The following is a 1,560-nucleotide window of genomic DNA, read 5'->3' on the forward strand; positions in this document are numbered from 1 at the left end:
CATAGATCTTAAACTGAAGAGTTTGATCATGGCTCAGATTGAACGCTGGCGGCAGGCCTAACACATGCAAGTCGAGCGGTAACAGGGGTAGCTTGCTACCCGCTGACGAGCGGCGGACGGGTGAGTAATGCATAGGAATCTGCCCGATAGTGGGGGATAACCTGGGGAAACCCAGGCTAATACCGCATACGTCCTACGGGAGAAAGGGGGCTCCGGCTCCCGCTATTGGATGAGCCTATGTCGGATTAGCTAGTTGGTGAGGTAATGGCTCACCAAGGCAACGATCCGTAGCTGGTCTGAGAGGATGATCAGCCACATCGGGACTGAGACACGGCCCGAACTCCTACGGGAGGCAGCAGTGGGGAATATTGGACAATGGGGGCAACCCTGATCCAGCCATGCCGCGTGTGTGAAGAAGGCCCTCGGGTTGTAAAGCACTTTCAGCGAGGAAGAACGCCTATCGGTTAATACCCGGTAGGAAAGACATCACTCGCAGAAGAAGCACCGGCTAACTCCGTGCCAGCAGCCGCGGTAATACGGAGGGTGCAAGCGTTAATCGGAATTACTGGGCGTAAAGCGCGCGTAGGTGGCTTGATAAGCCGGTTGTGAAAGCCCCGGGCTCAACCTGGGAACGGCATCCGGAACTGTCAGGCTAGAGTGCAGGAGAGGAAGGTAGAATTCCCGGTGTAGCGGTGAAATGCGTAGAGATCGGGAGGAATACCAGTGGCGAAGGCGGCCTTCTGGACTGACACTGACACTGAGGTGCGAAAGCGTGGGTAGCAAACAGGATTAGATACCCTGGTAGTCCACGCCGTAAACGATGTCGACCAGCCGTTGGGTGCCTAGAGCACTTTGTGGCGAAGTTAACGCGATAAGTCGACCGCCTGGGGAGTACGGCCGCAAGGTTAAAACTCAAATGAATTGACGGGGGCCCGCACAAGCGGTGGAGCATGTGGTTTAATTCGATGCAACGCGAAGAACCTTACCTACCCTTGACATCTACAGAAGCCGGAAGAGATTCTGGTGTGCCTTCGGGAACTGTAAGACAGGTGCTGCATGGCTGTCGTCAGCTCGTGTTGTGAAATGTTGGGTTAAGTCCCGTAACGAGCGCAACCCTTGTCCTTATTTGCCAGCGAGTAATGTCGGGAACTCTAAGGAGACTGCCGGTGACAAACCGGAGGAAGGTGGGGACGACGTCAAGTCATCATGGCCCTTACGGGTAGGGCTACACACGTGCTACAATGGCCGGTACAAAGGGCTGCGAGCTCGCGAGAGTCAGCGAATCCCTTAAAGCCGGTCTCAGTCCGGATCGGAGTCTGCAACTCGACTCCGTGAAGTCGGAATCGCTAGTAATCGTGAATCAGAATGTCACGGTGAATACGTTCCCGGGCCTTGTACACACCGCCCGTCACACCATGGGAGTGGACTGCACCAGAAGTGGTTAGCCTAACGCAAGAGGGCGATCACCACGGTGTGGTTCATGACTGGGGTGAAGTCGTAACAAGGTAGCCGTAGGGGAACCTGCGGCTGGATCACCTCCTTAAACGATGCGTCACAGTC

At 55.5% G+C, this 1,560-nt stretch carries 1 rRNA gene; it reads left to right on the plus strand.

Annotated features, from left to right (window positions below):
- The first annotated feature begins 10 nt into the window (after positions 1-10).
- Positions 11-1,543 (plus strand): 16S ribosomal RNA (locus E0L35_RS25245).
- Positions 1,544-1,560 lie beyond the last annotated feature (17 nt).

Source organism: Halomonas sp. ATBC28, from assembly GCF_005937175.1.
In the GTDB taxonomy this organism is placed as follows: Bacteria; Pseudomonadota; Gammaproteobacteria; order Pseudomonadales; family Halomonadaceae; genus Vreelandella; species Vreelandella titanicae.